The sequence below is a fragment of the Mycobacterium sp. WMMD1722 genome (assembly GCF_049315205.1).
In the GTDB taxonomy this organism is placed as follows: domain Bacteria; phylum Actinomycetota; class Actinomycetes; order Mycobacteriales; family Mycobacteriaceae; genus Mycobacterium.
The window spans coordinates 3,813,045-3,834,023 of sequence record NZ_CP186056.1 but is presented as its reverse complement, the minus strand read 5'-3'; the positions used below and the strand labels follow the sequence as shown (position 1 = coordinate 3,834,023).

Here is a 20,979-nt window from a genome sequence, read left to right as displayed (position 1 = left end):
GGTGAGATGGGTCTTGTCGACCGGTTCGAGCGCAAGCTCGAATCCACCGTCGGCGACGCCTTCGCCAGGGTGTTCGGCGGGTCCATCGTGCCGCAGGAGGTCGAGGGCCGGCTACGCCGCGAAGCCGAGGCCGGAATTCGCACCGTCGGCGGCGGCCGAATTTTGGCGCCGAACGAGTACGTAATTACCCTCAGTGTGCCCGACCACTCGAAGGTCAGCGCTGATCCGGAGCTGACCGCGACCGCATTCGCCAAGCATCTGGAGGGATACATCCGTGAGCAGGGGTGGCAAACGTATGGTGATGTGGTCGTCAGATTCGAGCAGTCCCCCAACCTGCACACTGGACAGTTCCGCGCACGCGGCGCGGTCAACCCCGACTCGACCACCGGCGAACCCGCCCCGGCACCCCGAGACCACGCGTACACCGCAGAACCAGGAGTACCACCGATGAGCGACAACCCCAGTTACCGAGGCGACCAGGGCCAGGGGCGGCCGGGCGACGAATACTACGACGACCGCTACGGACGCCCGCAGGGCGAGGAAGGCCGCGGTCCCGAACCGCGTGCCCCCTACCAGCCGGAGCAGGGCCGCTATCCCGAGCAGGGCGGCTACCCGGACCAGGGTGGCTACCCGCCGAACTACGAACAGCGCGGTCCGGGCGGTTACGGACCGCCCCCCGGTGGCGGATACGACCAGGGCTACCGGCAGGGCCCCGGCGGCTACGACCAGGGTTACCGGCCGGGCCCCGGCGGATACGGTCCCCCACCCGGCGGTGGCTACGGTGCTCCGGGCGCTCCGGGCGCTCCGGGCGGTCCCGGCGGTCCCGGCGCCGATTACGACTACGGCCGCCCGCCTGGCCCCGGCCGGCACGAGGACGGCAGCTACGGCGCGCCCGGCGGGCGCCCCGGGTACCCCGATCACGGTGGCTACCCCGACCAGGGCTACGGCGCCCCCGGTGGCGGCTACGGCGCACCGGGCGGCGGACGGCAGGACTACGGCCAGGATTACGGCCGCGGATACGGTGAGCCCGGCGGCTACGGCGATCAGCAGGGCTACGGCGAACCCGGCGGCTATGGGCAGGACTACGGCCAGGATTACGGGCAGGGCGCCGGAGCGGGATACGGCGCGGCGGCCGGCTACGGTCAGGGCGACTATCCCGCCGGCGGTACCGCGGTCACCCTGCAGCTCGACGACGGCAGCGGCCGCACCTACCAGCTGCGCGAAGGCGCCAATGTGATCGGCCGCGGCCAGGACGCGCAGTTCCGGCTGCCCGACACCGGCGTCTCACGCCGTCACCTGGAGATCCGTTGGGACGGTCAGACCGCGCTGCTGTCGGATCTGAACTCCACGAACGGCACCACCGTCAACAATGCGCCCGTCCAGGAGTGGCAGCTCGCCGATGGTGATGTCATCCGGCTGGGGCACTCCGAGATCATCGTCCGCGTGCACTGAGTGCCGGCCATGCCCGGTCACAACCCGGGAACATGCAGTCGGCTTGACACTCACGGCGATCGCCGTCCAAGTATCGTGACGGTGCGCCGACGGCGTGCTGTGCGGTCAGTGCACCGCGAACGGGACGGAGAGGACGTCAGATGCAGGGGTTGATGCTGCAGCTGACGCGCGTCGGTTTCCTGCTGATGTTGTGGCTGTTCATCTGGTCGGTGCTGCGCATCCTGCGCACCGACATCTACGCGCCGACCGGTGCGGTCATGGTCCGCCGCGGCCTGGCGCTACGCGGATCGCTGCTGCCCAGCCGGCAGGCTCGCAGCGTGGCCCGCCACCTGGTGGTGACCGATGGTGCGCTGGCCGGCACCCGCATCACCCTGGGCAGTCAGCCGGTCCTGATCGGGCGCGCCGACGATTCGACGCTGGTGCTGACCGACGACTACGCGTCCACGCGGCACGCCCGGCTGTCGCCTCGAGGCTCGGAATGGTACGTCGAAGACCTAGGATCGACCAACGGCACATACCTCGACAGGGCGAAGGTGACGACGGCGGTAAGGGTTCCGATTGGTGCGCCGGTGCGAATCGGCAAGACGGTGATCGAGCTGCGCCCGTGACCCTGGTTCTCCGGTACGCCGCGCGCAGCGACCGCGGCCTCGTCCGCGCCAACAACGAGGACTCCGTCTACGCCGGCGCGCGTTTACTCGCCCTGGCCGATGGCATGGGCGGTCACGCCGCTGGTGAGGTCGCCTCCCAGTTGGTGATCGCCGCGCTGGCCCACCTCGACGACGACGAGCCCGGCGGTGATCTGCTGAGCAAGCTCGACGACGCCGTCCGCGAGGGCAACTCGGCCATCGCCGCCCACGTCGAAGCCGACCCCGAACTCGACGGGATGGGCACCACACTCACCGCGATCCTGTTCGCCGGGAACCGGCTGGGCCTGGTGCACATCGGTGACTCCCGCGGCTATCTGATGCGCGACGGCGAGCTCAACCAGATCACCAAGGACGACACATTCGTCCAGACCCTCGTCGACGAGGGTCGGATCACCGCCGAGGAGGCCCATAGCCACCCGCAGCGGTCGCTGATCATGCGCGCGCTGACCGGCCACGAGGTGGAGCCGACGCTGATCATGCGGGAGGCCCGCGCCGGCGATCGGTATCTGCTGTGCTCCGACGGGTTGTCCGACCCGGTCAGCCACGAGACGATCGCCGACGCGTTGCGCATCCCCGATGTCGCCGAGAGCGCCGACCGGCTCATCGAGCTGGCCCTGCGCGGCGGCGGACCCGACAACGTCACCGTGGTGGTGGCCGACGTCGTCGACTACGACTACGGCCAGACCCAGCCGATCCTCGCCGGCGCCGTCTCCGGCGACGACGACTCGCCACCGCCGAACACCGCGGCGGGGCGCGCCTCGGCCTACAACCCAAAACGCAACGCTCCCAAACGCGTTGTCGCACAACCGGAAGAGCCGGTCAAGAAACCCCGGTCGCGGCGCCGGATGATCATCGCCGCCACGGTCGCCGTGCTGATCCTGCTGGCCGGCCTGGCCGTCGGGCGCGAGATCGTCCGCAACAACTACTACGTCACCGCCGACGACGGCACGGTGTCCATCATGCGCGGTGTCCAGGGCTCGTTCCTGGGCTACTCGCTGCAGGAGGCCTACCTGCAGGGCTGTCTGAACGCCCGCAACGAGCTGTCGCTGATCAGTCCCGGCCAGTCGTCGAACAACCGGGACTGCCAGCCGCTGGACGTGCAGGACATGCGCGAGTCCGAACGCGCGCAGGTGATCGCCGGCCTGCCCGGTGGGTCGCTGGACGACGCGATCGCCCAGATCGAGGAGCTGGCCCGCAGTTCGGTGCTGCCGCCGTGCCCGCCGCCGACGCCGACCCGGACGCCGCCGCCGCCTCCCGCGCCCTCGCCCACGGTCACCCCTGGCGGGGGCGCTTCTCCGCGTCCGTCGCCGGCCCAGACGACAGGGTCGAGCGCCGCCCCGGCCCCGGAGACACCCACCACCGTCACCTCACCGGCCGCACCGCCGACCTCCGGGTCCTCCCCCACGCCGGCTCCCCCGCCCACCACCACTGCGGCACCGACCGTGACCGCACTGCCCCCGCCACCACCACAACCGGGAACGACCTGCCGGGCGGCATCATGACCACCGCGCCGCAGTCACCGGTGACGGTCACCCCGCCGCTGCCGAACCGGCGCAACGCCGAACTGCTGCTGCTCGGCTTCGCGGCGGTGATCACCACGGTGGCGCTGCTGCTGGTCGAGGCCAACCAGGAGCAGGGCATCAGCTGGGACCTGGCCCAGTACGCGGCCGGCTACCTCGCGCTGTTCGCCGTCGCCCATTTCGCCGTGCGCCGCTACGCCCCCTACGCCGACCCACTGCTGCTCCCGGTGGTGGCGCTGCTCAACGGGTTGGGCCTGGTGATGATCCACCGCCTCGACCTCGCCCAGGGTGAACTCATCGAGCGTGGGCTGGGCGGCACCGCGAACCAGCAGATGCTGTGGACGCTGGTCGGGGTGGTCGGCTTCACCGCGGTGATCACCCTTCTGAGCGATCACCGGATGCTGGCGCGCTACGGGTACGTCTGCGGGCTGACCGGCCTGGTGCTGTTGGCGATCCCCGCCGTGCTGCCGCGATCGATGTCCGAGCAGAACGGTGCCAAGATCTGGATCGAGCTGCCCGGCTTCTCCATCCAGCCCGCCGAGTTCTCCAAGATCCTGCTGCTGATCTTCTTCGCCGCCGTCCTGGTCGACAAGCGCAGCCTGTTCACCAGCGCGGGCAAACACGTCCTGGGCATGGATCTGCCCCGCCCGCGTGACCTCGCTCCGCTGCTGGGCGCCTGGATCGCCTCGATCGCGGTGATGGTCTTCGAGAAGGATCTCGGCACCTCGCTGCTGCTGTACGCGTCGTTCCTGGTGCTGCTCTACGCCGCGACCGAGCGGATCAGTTGGCTCGCCATAGGTCTGACGCTGTTCGCGTTCGCCGGCGTCGCGGCGTACTACCTCTTCGATCACGTCCAGGTGCGGGTGAAGACGTGGCTGGACCCGTTCGCCGACCCCGAGGGCACCGGCTACCAGATGGTGCAGTCGATGTTCAGCTTCGCCACCGGCGGCATCTTCGGCACGGGTCTGGGCAACGGGCAGCCCGGCACCGTGCCCGCGGCGTCGACCGACTTCATCATCGCCGCCGTCGGTGAAGAACTCGGTCTGGTCGGTTTCGCCGCCGTGCTGATGCTCTACACCATCGTGGTGATCCGCGGGCTGCGCACCGCGATCGCCGTGCGCGACAGCTTCGGCAAGCTGCTCGCCGCCGGCCTGGCGGCCACGCTGGCGATCCAGTTGTTCATCGTCGTCGGGGGCGTCACCCGGCTGATCCCGCTGACCGGCCTGACCACCCCGTGGATGTCCTACGGCGGCTCGTCGCTGCTGGCGAACTATCTGCTGCTGGCGATCCTGCTGCGCATCTCGCACGCCGCCCGCCGCCCGATCACCACCAAACCCCTGCCGCAGACCCCGATCGCCGCCGCCAGCACCGAGGTGATCGAGAAGGTATGAACACCTCGCTGCGCCGAATCTCCGTCACGATCATGGTCCTGATCGTGCTGCTGCTGGGCAACGCCACCATCACCCAGGTGTTCACCGCCGATGGTCTGCGCACCGACCCACGCAACCAGCGGGTGCTGCTCGACGAGTACTCCCGCCAACGCGGCCAGATCACCGCGGGCGGCCAACTGCTGGCGTATTCGGTGGCCACCAACGGACGGTTCCGGTTCCTGCGGGTCTACCCCAACGCCCTGGCGTACGCCCCGGTGACGGGTTTCTATTCGCTGGGCTATTCGAGCACCGGCCTGGAACGCGCGGAGGACACCATCCTCAACGGCTCCGACGAACGGCTGTTCGGCCGCCGGCTCGCCGACTTCTTCACCGGCCGCGATCCGCGTGGCGGCAACGTCGAGACCACCATCAACCCACAGGTGCAGCAGGCCGCCTGGGAGGCGATGGAGAAGGGCTGCGACGGCCCCTGCAAGGGTTCGGTGGTGGCGCTGGAGCCCTCGACGGGCAAGATCCTCGCGATGGTCTCGTCGCCGTCCTACGACCCGAACCTGCTCGCCACCCACGACATGGAGAAGCAGGCCCAGGCGTGGCAGCAGCTGCGTGACGACCCGAACTCGCCGCTGGTGAACCGCGCGATCGCCGAGACCTACCCGCCGGGGTCGACGTTCAAGGTGATCACCACCGCGGCCGCCCTGCAGAACGGTGCCAACGTCGACACGCCGTTGACCTCGGCGGCGCGAATCGCGTTGCCGGACAGCACCGCAACGCTGGAGAACTACGGCGGCTCGACCTGCGGCGGCGGGCCGACCGCCCCGTTGCGAGAGGCCTTCGCACGGTCCTGCAACACCGCGTTCGTCGAATTGGGCATCGACACCGGATCCGAGGCGCTGAAGAACACCGCACTCGGTTTCGGTTTCGACGATGCGCCCGCGCCGATCCCGTTACAGGTGGCGGAGTCGACGGTCGGGCCGATCGGTGACGGCGCCGCGCTCGGCATGTCGAGCATCGGGCAGAAGGACGTGGCGGTCACACCGCTGCAGAACGCGATGGTCGCCGCGACCATCGCGAACGAAGGGGTGACGATGCGGCCCTATCTGGTCGACAGCCTCAAGGGACCCGACCTGGCCAACATCAGCACGACGGCTCCCGTCGAGGAGCGACGCGCGGTGTCGCCGCAGGTCGCGGCTACACTGACGGACTTGATGGTGGGCGCCGAGCAGATGACTCAGCAGAAAGGGGCCATCGCCGGCGTGCAGATCGCTTCGAAGACCGGTACGGCCGAACACGGGACCGATCCGCGCAACACCCCGCCGCATGCCTGGTACATCGCCTTCGCCCCGGCGCAGGCCCCCAAGGTCGCGGTGGCGGTGCTGGTCGAGAACGGCGGCAACCGGTTGTCGGCCACCGGCGGGACGGTGGCTGCGCCGATCGGACGGGCGACGATCGCGGCGGCGTTGAGGGAGGGATCATGAGTCCCCGCAGCCGAGCGAAGCGAGGCAAGCAATGAGCCCCCGCAGCCGAGCGAAGCGAGGCGAGCAATGAGCCCCCGCAGCCGAGCGAAGCGAGGCAAGCAATGAGCCCCCGCGTCGGCGTCACGCTGTCCGGCCGGTACCGCCTGCAGCGGCTCATCGCCACCGGCGGTATGGGCCAGGTCTGGGAGGCCGTCGACAGCAGACTGGGCCGGCGCGTCGCGGTCAAGGTGCTCAAAGCCGAGTACTCGACCGACTCCGAGTTCGTCGAACGGTTCCGCGCCGAGGCCCGCACGGTCGCCATGCTCAATCATCCGGGCATCGCCAGCGTGTACGACTACGGCGAGACCGACATGGACGGCGAGGGCCGCACCGCGTATCTGGTGATGGAGCTGGTCAACGGCGAGCCGTTGAACTCGGTGCTCAAGCGCACCGGGCGGCTGTCGTTGCGGCACGCGCTGGACATGCTCGAACAGACCGGCCGCGCCCTGCAGGTCGCCCACACCGCGGGTCTGGTGCACCGCGACGTCAAACCGGGCAACATCCTGATCACCCCCACCGGCCAGGTGAAGCTGACCGACTTCGGCATCGCCAAGGCCGTCGACGCCGCACCGGTCACCCAGACCGGCATGGTGATGGGTACCGCCCAGTACATCGCGCCCGAACAGGCTCTCGGCCACGACGCCACCGCGGCCAGCGATGTGTACGCACTCGGCGTCGTGGGCTACGAGTCGGTCTCCGGTAAGCGGCCCTTCACCGGCGACGGCGCGCTGACCGTGGCGATGAAACACATCAAGGAGACGCCGCCGCCGCTGCCGGCCGATCTGCCGCCGAATGTCCGTGAGCTGATCGAGATCACGCTGGTCAAGAACCCGAGCATGCGGTACCGCTCGGGCGGCCCGTTCGCCGACGCCGTGGCCGCCGTGCGATCCGGCCGGCGTCCGCCGCGCCCCAACCAGGCCCCCACGCTGGGCCGGGCCGCCCCCGCGGCGGTTCCCTCGGCCGCCCAGAACCGGGCGGCGATGGCCGGTGCCCCACCCACCGCGGCGCGGGCACGCCCGGCGACCGCAGGCCACCGCACGCCGCCGCCGGCCCGGCGCACGTTCTCCTCCGGTCAGCGCGCGCTGCTGTGGGCCGCCGGCGTACTCGGCGCGCTGGCCATCGTGATCGCGATCCTGATCGTCCTCAATGCGCAGGACCGAAAGGACCAGCAGTCGCCACCACCGACGGTCACCAACACGATCACCGAGACCACCCCGTATCAATCCCCGACCGCCATGGCTCCCTGGCTGCCCGGTTGGACCGACGGCGGGGTGATCGGTGATGGTGGAAGACCGCTGTCTCCCTCCCTTGAACAGACATGGCCCGACACACAGACATGACGACCCCACACCATCTGTCCGACCGCTACGAGCTGGGGGAGATCCTCGGCTTCGGCGGTATGTCCGAGGTTCACCTCGCCCGTGACACGCGCCTGCACCGCGACGTCGCGATCAAGGTGCTGCGCGCGGACCTCGCCCGCGACCCCAGTTTCTACCTGCGGTTCCGCCGGGAGGCCCAGAACGCCGCCGCACTCAACCACCCGGCGATCGTCGCGGTCTACGACACCGGTGAGGCGGAGACCCCGACCGGTCCGTTGCCCTACATCGTGATGGAGTACGTCGACGGCGTCACGCTGCGCGACATCGTGCACAGTGAGGGCCCGATGCCCGCCAAACGGGCGCTCGAGGTCATCGCCGACGCCTGCCAGGCGCTGAACTTCAGCCACCAGCACGGCACCATCCACCGCGACGTCAAACCCGCCAACATCATGATCAGCAAGACCGGCGCGGTGAAGGTGATGGACTTCGGCATCGCCAAGGCGCTCGCCGACGCCAACAGCGTCACCCAGACCGCGGCGGTGATCGGCACCGCGCAGTACCTCTCGCCGGAGCAGGCCCGCGGGGAGAAGGTCGACGCCCGGTCGGATGTGTATTCGCTGGGCTGTGTGCTCTACGAGATGCTCACCGGAGAGCCCCCCTTCGTCGGGGACTCGCCGGTCGCAGTGGCCTACCAGCACGTGCGCGAGGATCCCGTGCCGCCGTCGCTGCGGCATTCGGGGATCTCACCGGATCTGGACGCGGTGGTGCTCAAGGCGCTGGCCAAGAACCCGGACAACCGCTATCAGACCGCGGCCGAGCTGCGTGCCGATCTGGTGCGGGTGCACAGCGGCGAAACCCCGGAGGCGCCGAAGGTGCTCACCGAGGCCGAACGCACGTCGATGCTCTCGGCGACCCCGGCCCACGAGCGCACCGAGCCGATCGGTCACATGCCGCGGCCCGAGCCGCGTCCGGTCGAGCGGGGTCGCGGCGGATCGGTCGGCCGCTGGCTGGCCGCGGTGGCGGTGCTGGCGGTCCTGACGGTGGCCGTGACGGTCGGCATCAACACGTTCGGCTCGGACACCCGCGCCGTCAACGTCCCGGACGTGACCGGGCAGGTGTCCGCGGAGGCCATCGCGCAACTGCAGAACGCCGGTTTCGGGGTGCGCACCCAGCAGGAGCCGAACTCCGACGTCCCGCCCGACCACGTGATCGGCACGACGCCCGAGGCCAATACCGAAGCCGCGGCCGGCGACGAGATCACCATCAACGTCTCGACCGGTCCCGAGCAGCGCGAGGTGCCCGACGTGAAGTCGCTCACCTACGCCGAGGCGGTCCGCCAGCTCACCGACGCCGGATTCGGCCGGTTCCGGCAGCAGGCGTCGCCGTCCACCCCGGAACTCAAGGACCGGGTGATGGCCACCAATCCGCCGGCCAACCAGACCTCCGCGATCACCAACGAGATCACGATCATCGTCGGTTCGGGACCGGAAAGCCGGGCGGTGCCGTCGGTGGTGGGGCAGACGGTGGAGTCCGCGCAGCAGATTCTGAACGCCTCCGGATTCCGCAACACGGTTCCGGTTCAGGTGGACAGCACCGAACCGGCCGGCCAAGTCCTCGGCAGCACGCCGGCCGCCGCGGAGAACGTGCCCGTGGACACGTTGATCCAGCTGCAGGTGTCCCGGGGCAACCAGTTCGTGATGCCGGATCTCACCGGACAGTTCTGGACCGACGCCGAACCACGGTTGCGGGCGCTGGGGTGGACCGGCGTCCTCGACAAGGGTGCGGACGTGCAGAACAGCGGTCAGCGGACCAATGCGGTGGTACGCCAGAGCCCGTCGCCGGGCTCGGGGGTCAACTACGACAGCCGGATCACGCTGAATTTCGCGTCGTAGCCGCCGCCCGGCCCGCCTCGACAGCGCTGGCCACCTCGGCTTCGAGTTGGGCCACCAGCGCCTCGGCCGGCGCCTGGCCACAGCACGCCAGCCAGTTCGCCAGCATCCGGTGTCCACCCTCGGTCAGAATGGATTCGGGGTGGAACTGGACACCGTGAATGGGCAGCGTGGTGTGCCGCACGCCCATGATCACGCCGCTCGGGGTGCGGGCGGTGACCTCCAGGTCGTCGGGCACGGTGTCCGGCACGATCGTCAGCGAGTGATAGCGGGTGGCCGTGAACGGATCGGGCAGTCCCCGTAGGACCCCGGTGTCGGCGTGGTGCACCACGCTGGTCTTTCCGTGCAATAGTTCCGGCGCCCGGTCGACGGTCGCGCCGAAGGCGACGCCGATGGCCTGATGACCCAGGCAGACACCCAGCAGCGGCGTCTCGGCGGCGGCGCAGGCCTCGACCAGCGGGATCGACGCCCCGGCGCGCTCGGGGGTACCTGGGCCGGGGCTGAGCAGGACGCCGTCGAAGTCGGTGGCCGCCGAGGCGATGTCCGCCTCGCTGTCCAGCTGCCGGTCGTCGTTACGCCACACCGTCGCCTCGACGCCGAGCTGACCCAGGTACTGGACCAGGTTGAAGACGAAGCTGTCGTAGTTGTCGACGACGAGGATGCGCATTCGACCAGGTTAGTCCGGTGTGCGCAGCCGGGGGTCAGTAGCCGATCGGACCCGCGGGCACGGCGAAGCGCATCCGTACCGGCTGGGTGTAGCCGACCACCTGCACCGAGTCCTTGACCTCCTCGGTGTAGCCCAATCCGAAGCGCAGCACGTACTGCTTGTACAGCGTCACCAGGGGCGCGGCCGCCAGCGCCGCCTGCATCGCCGGCGCATCGCCGATGGCGGTGATGACGTAGGGCGGGCTGTAGGTGCGCCCGTTGAGCAGCAGCGTGTTGCCGACGCAGCGCGCGGCGGAGGTGGCGATCAGTCGCTGGTCCTGCATCTGTACGGCTTCGGCACCCGCACTCCACAGTGCATTGAGGACGGCCTGGATGTCCTGTTGGTGGACCACCAGGTCGTCGGGGGAGGCGTCGCGGGGGAACCGGCCGTCGGCGTCGCGCTGTGCATCGTTGAGGGTGACGACCAGGCCGGGACCGGTCATCGGGTCGACGCCCGCTTCGGCGGCCAGCACCGCCGAGCGCTCGGCGATCGCCGCGAGCGCGGCGTCGACACTCGGCGATCCGCCGTGGAATCCGTCGACCGCCGCCGCCAGGTCGTCGCGTTCGGCGCTGAGCCGGTCGACGGACTGTTGCGCCTCGCGGACCAGGTCGACCAGTCGGGGGGCGTCGCTGCGGCGGATTTCGTCGCCGCCGGACACGCCGTGGGTGGCCGCCAACAGCAGCCCGGCGGCCAGACACACGACGGGGACACCCAGGCGCCAGGCGGTGACGCGGCGGGACGCCGCAGCTCCTGCGTTAGGCTCGGCGGTGATCTCGATGGGCATCCGCACCATCGTCGCACTGACAGCTCGTGAAGGTAAGCATGCCCAAGTCCAAGGTCCGCAAGAAGAACGACTTCACCGCCTCGACGGTGAGCCGGACGCCGGTGAAGGTCAAAGCGGGACCCTCGAGTGTGTGGTTCGTCGTGTTGTTCATCGGCCTGATGCTGATCGGGCTGATCTGGTTGCTGGTCTTCCAGCTGGCGGCGACCAATCCGATCGACGCACCCGGCGCCCTGCAGTGGATGGCCGAGCTCGGCCCGTGGAACTACGCCATCGCGTTTGCCTTCATGATCACCGGGTTGCTGCTGACGATGCGCTGGCGGTGACGCGACCGCACGGCGCGCCGCAGCGACGCTCTGCACAGCAACGCCGAAGGTGTTCAATCACATCGATGTAGTTCATCCCCATTGGGGATAGCACCTGTGGATAACAGCATCAGCCGCGGTAAGGGGGTGTGGATTGGCCATGCAGCAAACTAGCTGGGGGCCGCATCCCGCGGGAATCGCTGGTTGCGGCATCTTCGGCCTGGTGATGGCTACCGCATCTGTGATCGTCGTCACAGATCCGCCGGGGCGGATCCTGACCGGTGTCGCGGCAGCGGGTTTGCTCGCGTTCGCAAGCATGTCATGGCGGGCGCGGCCCAAACTGGCTATCACCGACGCCGGACTGACGGTCCGCGGTTGGCTGCGGACCAGGGTGCTGACCCGGGCTGATCTGAAGCTCATCCGCATCACCGAGTTCCGGCGGCTGGCCCGCAAGGTGCGGCTGCTGGAGATGGAGACGACCGACGATCAGCTGCTGGTGTTCACCCGCTGGGATCTCGGCACCGATCCGCTCGACGTGCTGGACGCACTGACGGCGGCCGGCTATGCCGGCCGCCGTCAGTGAGCGGATGAACTAGGAGATGGTGATCGATTCGATGACCACCGGCTCGGTCGGCCGGTCGTTGCGATCGGTCGCCGTGGTGGCGATGGCGTCGACGACCTTCTGCGACTCCGGGTCGACGACCTCACCGAAGATGGTGTGGCGCCGGTTGAGGTGCGGGGTCGGACCGACGGTGATGAAGAACTGCGAGCCGTTGGTGCCCGGGCCGGCGTTGGCCATGGCCAGCAGGTAGGGCTTGTCGAACTGCAGTTCCGGGTGGAACTCGTCGGCGAACTGGTAGCCGGGGCCGCCGCGGCCGGTGCCGGTGGGGTCACCACCCTGGATCATGAAGCCGCCGATCACCCGGTGGAACACCGCGCCGTCGTAGAACGGACCCGAGGTGCTGCCCGAGGCGTTCTCGGTCTTGTAATCCTTGGTGCCCTGGGCCAATCCGACGAAGTTGGACACCGTCTTGGGGGCGTGGTTGCCGAACAGCGCGATCCTGATGTCACCGCGGTTGGTGTGCAGGGTCGCCGTCGCGGTCTGAATGGGGCTCGTCACGGGAAATCAGTCTGCCATCCGTGATCGGTGGCCCTGCCGACGGGGGAGATGGCAGGCTGTCAGCACCTCTGTCCACCCCGTCTCGATCTCTGTCCCCGTCCCCGGAAGGTGCCGAATGAGCCTGACATCCAGCTTGCCGTCGAGAGTCCCGCTGCCGCCCCGCCAGCGGCTGGCCCGCGGCCTGAAGTACACCGCTGTGGGCCCCGTCGACGTCACCCGGGGCGTCGTGGGGATCGGCGCGAACTCCACCGCGGCGACCGTGGCGACGCTGCGCAAGCAGTACCGCAAGAGCCGGCTGCGCAAGGAGCTCACCGCCGACCTCGCCGCCGCGCAGGATCTCGTCGCCGGCCTTCCGCAGTCGCTGCCGGGCCGACGCGCCAAGCGCCGCCGGCGGCCGCTGGTGATCGCGGGGGTGGCCGCCGCGGTACTCGCGGTCGGCGGGGTCACGTTCTCGATCCTGCGACGCTCTACGCAACCCGATCCGTCGCCGCTGCCGCCCAGCGTCGAGGTGTCCCCGCGGCCCTGAGCCGGTCCTAGAGTCGGCCCAGGAAGTCGCGGATGTAGCCGCTGATCTCTTCACCGTGGGTCTCCAGGGCGAAGTGGCCGGTGTCGAGCAGGTGGTACTCGCCGTTCGGCAGATCCCGCCGGAAGGCCTCGGCGCCGGCCGCGCCGAAGATCTCGTCGTTGCGGCCCCAGGTGACCAGCAGCGGTGGCTGGTGGGTGCGGAAGTACTCCTGGAATTTGGGGTAGCCGTCGAGGTTGAACTGGTAGTCCCAGAACAGCTGCAGCTGAATGGCGTCGTTGCCGTTGCGGTCCAGCCCGGCCTGGTCCAGCAGCCAGGTCTCCGGAGCGATCCGGTCGAGCCGGTCGGCCGGAACTCCGTGGGTGTACTGCCACTTGGTGGTGGCCAGGGTGAAGTACTCCCGCACCCCGTCCTCGTTGGCGGCGCGATCCTTGGCGTGCGCGAACAGGATGTCCCAGAACGGGGTGAACCCCTCGAGGTAGGCGTTGCCGCTCTGACTGATGATCGCGGTGACGCGGTCCGGTTGACTACTCGCGATCCGCAACCCGATGGGGGCGCCATAGTCGTGGATGTAAATGGCGAAGCGGTCCAGCCCCAAGTGGTCGACCAGTTTCTCGGTGATCTCGGTCAGCCGGTCGAAACTGTAGGTGAACTGGTTGACCGACGGCATGGCCGAGCGGCCGAACCCGATGTGGTCCGGCGCCACCAGGTGATAATCGTCGGCCAGCGCGGCCATGAGGTTGCGGAACATGTGCGAGCTGGACGGGAAACCGTGCAGGAGAAGAACAGTCGGCCGTGACAGGTCACCGGCCTCCCGGTAGAAGACGTCGAGGCCGTCGATCTGGACGGTGTGGAATCGGGTGCTGAACGCAGTCACGCATCAAGACTGCGGGCGATCGGGGCGGAGAAAAAGTGGCGATTGCGGAGTGCATTGATCGGCAGAGCCGATCAATCTAGAGCCGGACCCAGCCGTCGGGCACCGATGCGGTACGGGCCAGCCGGACGAAGCGCGCGACGGCGGGATTCGGCACCGTGCCCGGCACCCAGTGCACCATGAAGCGGATCAACCGGGGCGGCGCGATCGGCCGCAGCACCGCATGCATATCGGGCGCGGCCACCGAGGCAGTGGTCATGATCCAGTCGACGTCGGCCTGCTCGGCCCACCGGCGCGAGGTCAGATCGGTGTCGGCGAGTTCGACGACGGGCGGGGTCACCCCCGCCTCCCGCAACGCATCCTGGTGGGCGATCGCCCACGCCGGGAAGAGCGCCTCGCTGGGCATGCCGAAGGTATCGCCGGCCAGCTCGGTCAACGACACCGCCTCACGACCGGCCAGGGAGTGATCGGGCCGCAGCCCGACGAGCAGCTGCTCGCCGCAGAGCAGTTCGCTGACCGCGCCGTGCGATCCCGGCACCGGACTGCAGGTGATCGCCACGTCGACCTCGGAGTCCAGCAGGGCACGCTCGAGGTCGCGTAACCACATCCGGCTGACGGTGATTTCCACATCTGGGGTTTCCGCGCGTAGAGCGGCCGCGAGGTGCGGCGCGAGCACCGGAGCGACCGGCGGTGTGACGCCGACGCGGACGGTTCCCGCCTCGCCGGCGGCCGCGCGCTGCACGGCGGCGGCGGCATCGGTCACCTCCGCGAGGATGGCATCGGCGCGCCGCCGCATCTCGATCCCGGCCGGCGTCAGGGCAACCCGCCGGGTGGTGCGGGTGAACAGCAGAGTGCCGAGTTCCCGCTCCAGCCGGCGGATCAGATCGCTGAGGGTGGGTTGGCTGAGGTGCAGTTGCTCGGCGGCGCGCCCGAAATGCAACTCGGTGGCGACGGCGACGAACGCCTCCAACTGGCGCAGCTCCACGCGGATCAATCTACGGTGTGGAGCCTAGGAGATTCGAACTCCTGACATCTGCCTTGCAAAGGCAGCGCTCTACCAACTGAGCTAAGGCCCCTCGGTGGTCAGGCTGACTGCTCGTCGAGCTCGTGCCACACTTCGGGCCCGCGCCGTGACCGCCACACCAGCACCGACGCTCCCGCCGCGGCGAGCACCACGAGCCATTTCATGGTGCCCCCTTCGTCGGGCCGGCCGGTGTGACCAGCCTGTCCAGTGGGCCTAGGAGGACTCGAACCTCCGACCTCTTCGTTATCAGCGAAGCGCTCTAACCGCCTGAGCTATAGGCCCGTGTTCGGCACACGGCCGAGCGACGAGATTACCGTAACCGCCCCTGTAGCCCCAAATTCCGTGGGTTCAGTCCCGGTCTGCCAGCGTCACCTCGACGCCGCCGACGAGGTCGGTGGTGAGGTTGTAGATGAACGCGCCGGCGGTGGCCATCGCCGTCATGATCACGATGTTGACCAACCCGATCAGGGCGGCGCCCCCGAAGATCGTTCCGCTGGACACCAATTCGCCGCCGCTCGCCCCGCTGGTGCTGGTCAGCAGATCACCGACATTGCTGTTGAGCTTGTCCCACACGCCCATCCCACCCAGCACCAGGTAGAGGAACGCGACGGCGATCATCCAGACGAAGAACAGCGCCACCGACAGCACCAGCGACACCTTCAGCGTGCTCCACGGGTCGACCCGGCGGATCTGCATGCTGGCGCGCACCGGTCCGCGCGGCGCCCGGCTGCTCACCTGAGTCCGGGGTGCCGGCCGGGCCGGCGGGTCGTTCGCCGGGCGGTCACTTCCGGTCTTGCGCTGCGGCGGCCTCGGCACCGGACCGGAGAGGTCCGGCAACTCGCTGGCGTAGGCCTCCGGTCGGTTCTCCGGCCGATTCTCTGGCCGGCTTTCCGGCCGGTTCTCCGGACGCGGGCTGTCGACACGTTCGGTGGTTCGCACCGGGGCGTGGATCTCCTCGGTCGACCCGGAACCGCCGGTCGCGAAGCGGGTGGTGGCACGGGCCTCCGCACCGGGCGTGTGCTGCGCAGTGCCGCCGCCACCGGCGGGGCGGTTCACGTCCTGACGGGCCGCATCCGGTCGGGTCGCATCCTGTCGGGTTGCGGTCTCCTGCGGACGGGCCGCACCCTGCGGCGGGCGGCTGGGGCGCCCCCGCTGCCAGGGCGGTACATCGGCGCCCTCGGAGGCGTGGCCGGTGGCCGACGAGGAACGCCCGGGAGAACCGTTTCCGCCTCCCGAGCTCTCGCCCGAGCGCGGGTATCCCGGCTCGTTGGGTGCACTCACCTACGGCTCCTCACTGATCAGGGCGCTTCCGGGTCGGTGTTGACCTCGTCTGTGCTGTCGCCCGCCTCAGCGTTGCGCGCGATGGCAATCAGTGTGTCGCCCTCACCCAGGTTCATCAACCGAACGCCCTTGGTCTGCCGTCCGGCCCGACGGACCTGACGGGCCGCGGTCCGGATGACACCGCCGCCGGAGGTGATGGCGTACAGCTCTGTGTCGTCATCGACGATCAACGCTCCGACAAGATTGCCACGGCGGCGGTCGTACTGAATCGTCAGGATGCCCTTGCCGCCGCGACCCTGTGCGGTGTACTCGTCGATCGGGGTGCGCTTGGCATAGCCGCCGGCCGTCGCCACCAGCAGGTAGGTGTCCGGCCGGACCACGTTCAACGACAGCAGCTGGTCGTCGGTGTTGAACCGCATACCCTGCACACCCGAGGTGGCCCGCCCCATCGGCCGCAACGCCTCGTCGGTTGCCGAGAACCGGATCGACTGGCCGTTGGCCGACACCAGCAGCAGGTCGTCGTCCGAGGAGCACAGCACCGCGCCCACCAGTTCGTCACCGTCGCGCAGGTTCACCGCGACGATGCCGCCGGAGCGGTTGGAGTCGAACTCCACCAGACGCGACTTCTTCACCAGACCGTTGCGGGTGGCCAACACCAGATACGGCGCATCCTCGTAGCCCTTGATCTGGATGACCTGGGCGATGCGCTCGTTGGGCTGGAAGGCGAGGAGGTTGGCCACATGCTGGCCGCGTGCCGTGCGAGACGCCTCGGGCAGTTCGTAGGCCTTCGCCCGGTACACCCGGCCCTGCGTGGTGAAGAACAGGATCCAGTCGTGGGTGGAGCAGACGAAGAAGTGGTTGACGATGTCGTCCTGTTTGAGACCGGCGCCCTGGACGCCCTTGCCGCCGCGCTTCTGGCTGCGGTACAGGTCGGTCTTGGTCCGCTTGGCGTAGCCGGTCTCGGTGATGGTGACCACCACGTCCTCGCGGGCGATCAGATCCTCGTCGCTGACCTCGCCGTCGGCCGGCACGATTCGGGTGCGCCGGTCGTCACCGTGCTTGTCGGCGATCTCCTTGAGCTCGTCGCGCACGATGGCGCGCTGGCGCTCCGGCTTGGCCAAGATGTCTTCGAGGTCGGCGATCTCGGCTTCGATCTTGGCCAGATCGTCGACGATCCGCTGACGCTCCAGGGCGGCCAGGCGGCGCAGCTGCATGTCCAGGATCGCCTGGGCCTGGATCTCGTCGACGTCGAGGAGTTCCATCAACCCGCTGCGCGCCACGTCAGCATTGGCTGACGCACGGATCAACGCGATGACCTCGTCGAGCGCATCGAGTGCCTTGACCAGACCGCGCAGGATGTGGGCCCGTTCGTTGGCTTTGCGCAGCCGGTACCGGGTCCGCCGGACGATGACGTCGAGTTGGTGGTCGACGTACAGCCGGATCAGCTGGTCCAGGCGCAGGGTGCGCGGCACCCCGTCGACGATCGAGAGCATGTTGGCGCCGAAGCTGGTCTGCAGCTGGGTGTGCTTGTAGAGGTTGTTGAGCACCACCTTGGCCACGGCGTCGCGTTTGAGCTCCACGACGATGCGCAGGCCGACCCGGTCGCTGGACTGGTCCTCGATGTTGGAGATGCCGGCCAGCTTGCCGTCGCGCACCTGCTCGGCGATCGAGGTGATGAAGTTGTCGTGGTTGACCTGGTAGGGCAGCTCGGTGATGACGATGCCGGTGCGGCCGCGGCTGTCCTCTTCGATCTCCACGACGCCACGCATCCGGATCGATCCGCGGCCGGTCTTGTAGGTGTCCTCGATGCCCTGGCTACCGACGATCAAGCCGTGGGTGGGGAAGTCGGGACCCTTCACCCGCTCCATCACCGCGGCGCACGTCGACTCTTCGTCGGCCTCGAAGTTGTCCAGGCACCAGTAGACGGCTTCGGCGAGCTCGCGCAGGTTGTGCGGCGGGATGTTGGTCGCCATCCCGACCGCGATACCGCCCGAACCGTTGGCCAGCAGATTCGGGAACCGGCTGGGCAGTACCGTCGGCTCCTGCACCCGGCCGTCGTAGTTCGGGATGAAATCGACTGTCTCCTCGTCGATTTCGCGCAGCATCTCCATCGCCAGGGGAGTGAGCCGCGCCTCGGTGTACCGCATGGCGGCCGGCGGGTCGTTACCCGGCGAACCGAAGTTGCCCTGTCCGTCGACCAGCGGGTAGCGCAGCGACCACGGCTGGGCCATGCGCACCAGGGTGTCGTAGATCGACGCGTCGCCGTGCGGGTGATAGTTACCCATCGTCTCGGCCACCGAGCGGGCGGATTTGGCGTGTCCGCGGTCCGGGCGGAATCCGGAGTCGTACATCGCGTAGAGCACGCGGCGGTGTACCGGCTTGAGGCCGTCACGCACCTCGGGCAGAGCGCGGCCGACGATCACGCTCATCGCGTAGTCGATGTAGCTGCGCTGCATCTCCTGCTGAATGTCGACCGGTTCGATCCGGTCGCCGGCGTCGTCGCCGGTCGGGGGCAGGGTGGTGTCAGTCATGGGTGATCAGCCTTCGCTCGAATCAGACGTCGCCGGGTTAAACATCAAGGAAGCGAACGTCTTTGGCGTTGCGGGTGATGAAGCTGCGGCGGGCCTCGACGTCTTCGCCCATCAGGATGGAGAACAACTCGTCGGCCGCGGCGGCGTCGTCGAGGGTGATCTGGCGCAGCACCCGCACCGACGGATCCATCGTGGTCTCCCACAATTCCTTGGCGTCCATCTCACCGAGGCCTTTGTACCGCTGGATGCCGTCCTCGGCGTTGATCCGCTTACCGGCCGCGCGCCCGGCTTCCAGCAGACCGTCGCGTTCCCGGTCGGAGTAGGCGAATTCCGGTTCGCTGCGTTGCCATTTCAGCTTGTACAGCGGGGGCTGGGCGAGGAAGACGTGTCCGTTCTCGATCAGCGGCTTCATGAAGCGGAACAGCAGCGTCAGCAACAGCGTGGAGATGTGCTGACCGTCGACGTCGGCGTCGGCCATCAACACGATCTTGTGATAACGCAGCTTGGAGATGTCGAATTCGTCGTGGATACCGGTGCCCAGCGCGGTGATGATGGCCTGCACTTCGGTGTTCTTCAGGACGCGGTCGATGCGGGCCTTCTCGACGTTGATGATCTTGCCGCGCAGCGGCAGGATCGCCTGGAACATCGAGTCACGGCCGCTCTTGGCCGAGCCGCCGGCCGAATCACCCTCCACCACATACAGTTCGGACTTGCTGGGGTCGGTCGAGCGGCAGTCGGCGAGCTTGCCGGGTAGACCGCCGATGTCGGTCGCGCTCTTGCGCCGCACCAGCTCTCGCGCCTTGCGGGCGGCCAGCCGGGCCTGCGCCGAGGACACCGCCTTGTTGACCACCGTCTTGGCTTCGGCCGGGTTGGCCTCGAACCAGTGGGTCAGCTGTTCGTTGCAGACCCGCTGCACGAACGACTTCACCTCGGTATTGCCGAGTTTGGTCTTGGTCTGCCCCTCGAACTGCGGCTGCCGGACCTTGACGGAGATGACCGCGGCCAGCCCCTCGCGGATGTCGTCGCCGGTGAGGTTCGGGTCCTTGTCCTTGAGCAGCTTCTTGTCTTTGGCGTATTTGTTCACCACCGAGGTGAGCGCCGCGCGGAAACCCTCTTCGTGGGTGCCGCCCTCGTGGGTGTTGATGGTGTTGGCGAAGGTGTGCACCGATTCGGAATAGCCGGCGTTCCACTGCATCGCGATCTCGAGCTCGGCGCCCTCACCTTTGCCGCCGAAGTCCACGATGCTCGGGTGGATCGCGGTCTTGGTGCGGTTGATGTGCTTGATGTAGTCGACCAGGCCCTGCGGATAGTGGAAGGTGCGGTGCTTGACCTTCTGGGTCTGGGCTTTCTCCGCCGCCTTCTCCTCGGCACTCTTGGGCGCCTCGGCCGTCTCGCTGACCACCTCGTCGACGATCTCGTCGGCGCTGACCCGCTCGTCGGTGAGCTCGATGGTCAGACCCTTGTTCAGGAACGCCATCTCCTGCAGGCGACGCGCGATGGTCTCGAAGTCGTAGACCGTGGTCTCGAAGATGTTCGGATCGGCCCAGAACCGGATCGTCGTGCCGGTCTTCTTGGTCTTCTCACCCTGCTTCAGGGTGCCCGGCACCGACCGGTCATATGTCTGGAACCACTCGTAGCCGTCCTTGCGGACATCGGCCTCCAGCCGGGTGGACAGCGCGTTGACCACCGAGACGCCGACCCCGTGCAGACCGCCGGACACCTGATAGGCGCCCTCTTCGAACTTGCCGCCGGCGTGCAGCACCGTCATGACCACATCGATGGTGGGGATGCCGGTGGCATGCATCGCCACCGGGATGCCGCGGCCGTCGTCGGTGACCTGGACACCGCCGTCCTCGAGGATGCGCACGTCGACCTTGGTGGCGAAGCCGGCCATCGCCTCGTCGACCGCGTTGTCGACCACCTCCCAGATCAGGTGGTGCAGGCCGCGCTCACCGGTGGAACCGATGTACATACCGGGACGCTTGCGCACCGCTTCGAGGCCTTCGAGAACCTTGATGGCGTCGGCACCGTACTCGCTCGGCGCAGACTTCTTCTGGGCAGCCACGTTGAGGGCGTCTCCTTGATCTTTGGCAGTGATGCCGGCC

General features: G+C 68.5%; 18 protein-coding genes and 2 tRNA genes. 10 read left to right on the top strand and 10 right to left on the bottom strand.

From position 1 onward, the window contains the following. Positions 1 to 6: 6 nt before the first annotated feature. The 7 genes from ACN27E_RS18295 (at position 7) to pknB (ending at position 9,732) form a co-directional block, all read left to right on the top strand. Entirely contained in the window at positions 7 to 1,452 is a 1,446-nt protein-coding gene (locus ACN27E_RS18295; RefSeq protein WP_422743592.1) for an FhaA domain-containing protein, read from the top strand. 140 nt (positions 1,453 to 1,592) lie between these two features. Continuing rightward, positions 1,593 to 2,060 carry an FHA domain-containing protein FhaB/FipA gene (locus ACN27E_RS18290; RefSeq protein ID WP_422743590.1) on the top strand — a complete coding sequence of 156 codons (468 nt, stop codon included), beginning with the start codon at positions 1,593 to 1,595 and terminating at the stop codon, positions 2,058 to 2,060. Further along, complete coding sequence (locus ACN27E_RS18285; protein WP_422743588.1) at positions 2,057 to 3,601, top strand: PP2C family protein-serine/threonine phosphatase; 1,545 nt, start codon at positions 2,057 to 2,059, stop codon at positions 3,599 to 3,601. Before ACN27E_RS18290 ends, ACN27E_RS18285 begins: the two co-directional genes overlap by 4 nt. Further along, a complete protein-coding gene (locus ACN27E_RS18280) occupies positions 3,598 to 5,010 on the top strand; it encodes an FtsW/RodA/SpoVE family cell cycle protein (RefSeq protein ID WP_422743586.1) in 1,413 nt (470 codons plus the stop codon). The genes ACN27E_RS18285 and ACN27E_RS18280 overlap by 4 nt, the downstream gene beginning before the upstream one ends. Further along, a complete protein-coding gene (pbpA, locus tag ACN27E_RS18275; RefSeq protein ID WP_422743584.1) occupies positions 5,007 to 6,482 on the top strand; it encodes a D,D-transpeptidase PbpA in 1,476 nt (491 codons plus the stop codon). Before ACN27E_RS18280 ends, pbpA begins: the two co-directional genes overlap by 4 nt. Before the next feature lie 101 nt (positions 6,483 to 6,583). Next, a complete protein-coding gene (locus ACN27E_RS18270; RefSeq protein ID WP_422743582.1) occupies positions 6,584 to 7,861 on the top strand; it encodes a protein kinase domain-containing protein in 1,278 nt (425 codons plus the stop codon). Next, complete coding sequence (gene pknB, locus ACN27E_RS18265) at positions 7,858 to 9,732, top strand: Stk1 family PASTA domain-containing Ser/Thr kinase (RefSeq protein WP_422743580.1); 1,875 nt, start codon at positions 7,858 to 7,860, stop codon at positions 9,730 to 9,732. Before ACN27E_RS18270 ends, pknB begins: the two co-directional genes overlap by 4 nt. Here the strand turns inward: pknB and ACN27E_RS18260 are convergent. Further along, on the bottom strand, positions 9,710 to 10,396 hold the full coding sequence (locus tag ACN27E_RS18260; protein WP_422743578.1) for an aminodeoxychorismate/anthranilate synthase component II: 687 nt from the start codon (positions 10,394 to 10,396) through the stop codon (positions 9,710 to 9,712). The genes pknB and ACN27E_RS18260 overlap by 23 nt on opposite strands. 34 nt (positions 10,397 to 10,430) lie before the next feature. Further along, positions 10,431 to 11,228 carry a DUF881 domain-containing protein gene (locus tag ACN27E_RS18255; protein ID WP_422743577.1) on the bottom strand — a complete coding sequence of 266 codons (798 nt, stop codon included), beginning with the start codon at positions 11,226 to 11,228 and terminating at the stop codon, positions 10,431 to 10,433. Positions 11,229 to 11,257: 29 nt separating this feature from the next. On the opposite strand from ACN27E_RS18255, the gene crgA reads away from it, so the two are divergent. Continuing rightward, on the top strand, positions 11,258 to 11,542 hold the full coding sequence (gene crgA / locus ACN27E_RS18250; RefSeq protein ID WP_422743575.1) for a cell division protein CrgA: 285 nt from the start codon (positions 11,258 to 11,260) through the stop codon (positions 11,540 to 11,542). Between the two features lie 139 nt (positions 11,543 to 11,681). Further along, entirely contained in the window at positions 11,682 to 12,104 is a 423-nt protein-coding gene (locus ACN27E_RS18245; protein ID WP_422743573.1) for a PH domain-containing protein, read from the top strand. A 9-nt stretch (positions 12,105 to 12,113) separates the two neighbouring features. Here ACN27E_RS18245 and ACN27E_RS18240 read toward each other — a convergent pair whose 3' ends face one another. Next, a complete protein-coding gene (locus ACN27E_RS18240; protein WP_422743571.1) occupies positions 12,114 to 12,641 on the bottom strand; it encodes a peptidylprolyl isomerase in 528 nt (175 codons plus the stop codon). 115 nt (positions 12,642 to 12,756) lie between these two features. Between ACN27E_RS18240 and cwsA the strand changes: the two genes are divergently transcribed. Next, a complete protein-coding gene (cwsA, locus tag ACN27E_RS18235; protein ID WP_422743570.1) occupies positions 12,757 to 13,167 on the top strand; it encodes a cell wall synthesis protein CwsA in 411 nt (136 codons plus the stop codon). Positions 13,168 to 13,174: 7 nt separating this feature from the next. Here cwsA and ACN27E_RS18230 read toward each other — a convergent pair whose 3' ends face one another. From ACN27E_RS18230 to gyrB, 7 genes are all read right to left on the bottom strand, one after another. Then, positions 13,175 to 14,041 carry an alpha/beta fold hydrolase gene (locus ACN27E_RS18230; protein ID WP_422743568.1) on the bottom strand — a complete coding sequence of 289 codons (867 nt, stop codon included), beginning with the start codon at positions 14,039 to 14,041 and terminating at the stop codon, positions 13,175 to 13,177. A gap of 76 nt (positions 14,042 to 14,117) precedes the next feature. After that, positions 14,118 to 15,023: a LysR family transcriptional regulator gene (locus ACN27E_RS18225; RefSeq protein ID WP_422743566.1), complete on the bottom strand. Its 906-nt coding sequence runs from the start codon at positions 15,021 to 15,023 to the stop codon at positions 14,118 to 14,120. An 18-nt stretch (positions 15,024 to 15,041) separates the two neighbouring features. Further along, positions 15,042 to 15,114 (bottom strand) — tRNA-Ala (locus ACN27E_RS18220). A gap of 156 nt (positions 15,115 to 15,270) precedes the next feature. Then, a tRNA-Ile gene (locus ACN27E_RS18215) sits at positions 15,271 to 15,344 on the bottom strand. Positions 15,345 to 15,410: 66 nt separating this feature from the next. Next, positions 15,411 to 16,343, bottom strand: a complete 933-nt coding sequence (locus ACN27E_RS18210; RefSeq protein ID WP_422743565.1) for a DUF3566 domain-containing protein — start codon at positions 16,341 to 16,343, stop codon at positions 15,411 to 15,413. A 17-nt stretch (positions 16,344 to 16,360) separates the two neighbouring features. After that, on the bottom strand, positions 16,361 to 18,874 hold the full coding sequence (gyrA, locus tag ACN27E_RS18205; RefSeq protein WP_422743563.1) for a DNA gyrase subunit A: 2,514 nt from the start codon (positions 18,872 to 18,874) through the stop codon (positions 16,361 to 16,363). Positions 18,875 to 18,911: 37 nt separating this feature from the next. Continuing rightward, positions 18,912 to 20,939: a DNA topoisomerase (ATP-hydrolyzing) subunit B gene (gene gyrB / locus ACN27E_RS18200; protein ID WP_422743561.1), complete on the bottom strand. Its 2,028-nt coding sequence runs from the start codon at positions 20,937 to 20,939 to the stop codon at positions 18,912 to 18,914. Between the last annotated feature and the right edge of the window lie 40 nt (positions 20,940 to 20,979).

Excerpts from the sequence above, each read along its gene's own strand:
- ACN27E_RS18295 (WP_422743592.1), top strand. The coding sequence starts at position 7 with ATGGGTCTTGTCGACCGGTTCGAGCGCAAGCTCGAATCCACCGTCGGC.
- ACN27E_RS18290 (WP_422743590.1), top strand. The coding sequence starts at position 1,593 with ATGCAGGGGTTGATGCTGCAGCTGACGCGCGTCGGTTTCCTGCTGATG.
- ACN27E_RS18280 (WP_422743586.1), top strand. The coding sequence starts at position 3,598 with ATGACCACCGCGCCGCAGTCACCGGTGACGGTCACCCCGCCGCTGCCG.
- pbpA (WP_422743584.1), top strand. The coding sequence starts at position 5,007 with ATGAACACCTCGCTGCGCCGAATCTCCGTCACGATCATGGTCCTGATC.
- ACN27E_RS18270 (WP_422743582.1), top strand. The coding sequence starts at position 6,584 with ATGAGCCCCCGCGTCGGCGTCACGCTGTCCGGCCGGTACCGCCTGCAG.
- pknB (WP_422743580.1), top strand. The coding sequence starts at position 7,858 with ATGACGACCCCACACCATCTGTCCGACCGCTACGAGCTGGGGGAGATC.
- ACN27E_RS18260 (WP_422743578.1), bottom strand. The coding sequence starts at position 10,396 with ATGCGCATCCTCGTCGTCGACAACTACGACAGCTTCGTCTTCAACCTG.
- ACN27E_RS18255 (WP_422743577.1), bottom strand. The coding sequence starts at position 11,228 with ATGGTGCGGATGCCCATCGAGATCACCGCCGAGCCTAACGCAGGAGCT.
- crgA (WP_422743575.1), top strand. The coding sequence starts at position 11,258 with ATGCCCAAGTCCAAGGTCCGCAAGAAGAACGACTTCACCGCCTCGACG.
- ACN27E_RS18245 (WP_422743573.1), top strand. The coding sequence starts at position 11,682 with ATGCAGCAAACTAGCTGGGGGCCGCATCCCGCGGGAATCGCTGGTTGC.
- cwsA (WP_422743570.1), top strand. The coding sequence starts at position 12,757 with ATGAGCCTGACATCCAGCTTGCCGTCGAGAGTCCCGCTGCCGCCCCGC.
- gyrA (WP_422743563.1), bottom strand. The coding sequence starts at position 18,874 with ATGACTGACACCACCCTGCCCCCGACCGGCGACGACGCCGGCGACCGG.